Raw genomic sequence first — 2,770 nt, 5'->3', positions numbered from 1 at the left:
GCCCGCGCCGGGGGGGCGGCCGAGGGAGGCCGGGGCGCGGGGCGCCTGGACCGGCTGCTCGCCGCCGGCAGCGCACCGCAGGCGGCGCCGGAGACCCTGCCGCCGGTGCTCCGGGACCCGCCCTGGCGGCGGCGCGGGGCCGCGCGCGCCCGGTCGGAACGGGCGGTGGCGCCGATCCCGACGCCCTTCGCGCACGGCTTCGACCCCGACGAGGCCCTCGACCGCAGCACCTTCTACTTCGAGGCCGGGACGCTGGTGGAGTCCATGACGGACCTCGCGGCGCGGATCCGCGCCACCGAGGCGGAGGCCCTCTACGACATGCCGATCCCGCCGCCGGCCGAGCCCGTGCCCGCCGCCGACGCGGATCCGGCCACCGCCCTGGCCTGGCTCGACCGCCGGCTCGACCTGGACCGCGACGCGTTCACCGGCTTCTTCTACTTCAACTACGGGCCCTGGTTCCGGATGGTCGGGTGGCAGCCCGAGCCCCTGGCGCTGATGCTGTGGGAGAAGACCGGGCCGCAGCGCGCCCACTACGTCGCGTGGCGGCGCACCATCGCGGTGATGCTGTCGCGCTTCGGCGCGCGGGCCGTGCCCGGCCTCGTCCGCCTCGTCGCGGCGGATCCGGCGCTGCTCCTGCCGGAGGTCGAGCCGGTGGACGCCGCCGACCTCGCCCCGGTCGCCGCCCGGGCCTTCCACCGCACCCGGAAGCTCCGGCCGGCGGCGGCGGCGTGGCTGCGCGCCCATCCCCGCACCGCCGCGCTGCGGCTCCTGCCCGAGACTCTCGGACCTGCCGGCCCGGACCGCGACGCGGCCGACGCGGCCCTGCGCTTCCTCGCCGCCGAGCCTGCGGGGCGCGCCGCCCTCGACGCCGCCGTCGCGGCCTACGCGGAGCGGGATCCCGGCGTGCCCGGGGCGGTGGCCGCCGGCGTCGACAGCGACCCGCTGGATCAGGTGCCGTCCAAGCCGCCGAAGCTCCCCGACTGGGTGGTCCCCGCCGCCCTGCCCCGCCCGGTCCTGCGGAGCGGCGGCGCCCTGCCCGACGCCGCCGTCACCGCCCTGTGCGAGATGCTCGCCTTCTCGGACCCGCTCGCGCCCTACGCGGGCGTCGCGCAGGTCCGCGCCGCCTGCACGCCGGAGAGCCTCGACGCCTTCGCGGTCGCGCTGTTCCAGTCCTGGATCGCCGCCGGCGCCAAGGCGACGGGGGAGTGGGCGATGCTGGCGCTCGCCCTGATCGGCGGCGACCACGCCGCCCGCGACCTCACCCGCCAGATCCGCGCCTGGGGGCAGGCCGGCCTCAAGCCGCGCGGCAAGGCCGGCATCGCCGTGCTCGCCGGGATCGGCACCGACGTGGCGCTTATGAACCTCAGCGCCATCGCCGAGAAGAGCCCGCTGCTGCAGCTGCGCGAAGCCGCCCGCGCCGCCATCGTCGACGCCGCCGAGGCCCGCGGCCTCGACGAGGTCGACCTCGCCGACCGGCTCTCCCCGGATCTCGGCCTCGACGCGCGGGGCGGGCTCGACCTGTCCTTCGGGGAGCGCCGGTTCCGGGTCGGCTTCGACGAGACCCTGAAGCCCGTCCTGCGCGACGCCGAGGGCCGGCGGCTCGCCGCCCTGCCCCGCCCGACCAAGGCGGACGATCCCGAAGCCGCCAAGGCGGCGTCCCGGCACTGGGCGGCGCTGCGCAAGGATGCGGAGGCCGCGGCCGGCCTGCAGATCACCCGGCTCGAGGCCATGCTGGCGTCCCAGCGCCGCGTCGCCCCCGGGGTGTTCTGGCCGTTCTTCGCCGCCCACCCGCTGATCCGCCACCTCGCCGGGCGGCTCGTCTGGGGCCTCTACCCGGACGCCGCGCCCGCGACGCCGCCGGGGCAGGTCTTCCGCCTCGCGGAGGATCTCTCGCCGACCGACGCCGCGGACGACGCCCTCGCCCTCGACATCGCGGCGGCCGAGGGCGTGGTCGGCCTCGTCCATCCCCTGCACCTCGACCCGGGGGAACGGACCGCCTGGAGCGGCCTGTTCGCCGATTACGAGATCGCCCAGCCGTTCCCGCAGCTCGCCCGCGAGACCTTCGCGTTCACCGAGGCCGAGCGTGGCGCCGCCGAGACCCACCGCTTCGACGGGGTCCGGGTGGGCGGCCGCCGCCTGCGGGGGCTGCGGCCCCAGGGCTGGTCGACCGACACGGGGGGCGAGCACGTCCATGCGGTGCAGCGCCCGGTCGCGCTGCCCGACGGTACCCGCCTCGTCGCGGTGCTCCGATTCGAGGACGGGTTCTGGCACCGGCCCGGCCCGGAGGGCGACGGGATCCAGACGCTGCGGACCCTGACCCTGTCGGAGACCGGCTGGCGCGCCGCGGCGACCCACCGGTTCGGCGACCTCGACCCGGTGACCGCGAGCGAGGTCCTGCGGACGCCGAGCCTGCTCGCCGCCGCCGGCGACGCGTGAGAGGGAGAGACCCCATGGAACGCTACGAGCTGGTCGAGGGCAGCGCGGCCAAGTTCTGGGAGGTCGGCGTCTCCGGCCCGACGCTCACCGTCCGGTTCGGGCGTCTCGGCACCCAGGGCCAGAGCAAGGACAAGACCTGCGCCGACGCGGCCGCGGCCGCGAAGGAGAAGGACAAGCTCGTCCGCGAGAAGACCGCCAAGGGCTACGTCCGCACCGACGGAGCGGCGCCCGCCTCGGCCGCGGCGCCCGCCGCGGCACCGACCGCCGCCGCCGCCAGGAAGCCCGCCCCGGCGCAGGCGTCCGGGCCGGTCGGCGAGACGGTTGTCGAGCCAGC

At 77.7% G+C, this 2,770-nt stretch carries 2 protein-coding genes; both read left to right on the top strand.

All coding sequences use genetic code 11. The annotated features are described in order from the left end of the window. Positions 1–2,436 (top strand): DUF4132 domain-containing protein (locus ACLBYE_RS30190; RefSeq protein ID WP_447696985.1); only part of this gene is annotated, 2,436 nt, incomplete at its 5' end. A gap of 14 nt (positions 2,437–2,450) precedes the next feature. Then, positions 2,451–2,770, top strand: a 320-nt coding sequence (locus tag ACLBYE_RS30185) for a WGR domain-containing protein (RefSeq protein WP_447696984.1), incomplete at its 3' end; no start/stop codon positions are given.

This window comes from Methylobacterium sp. A52T, from assembly GCF_053346095.1.
The sequence above is the reverse complement of the archived record's forward strand: the minus strand, read 5'-3'. Positions and strand labels throughout refer to the sequence as shown.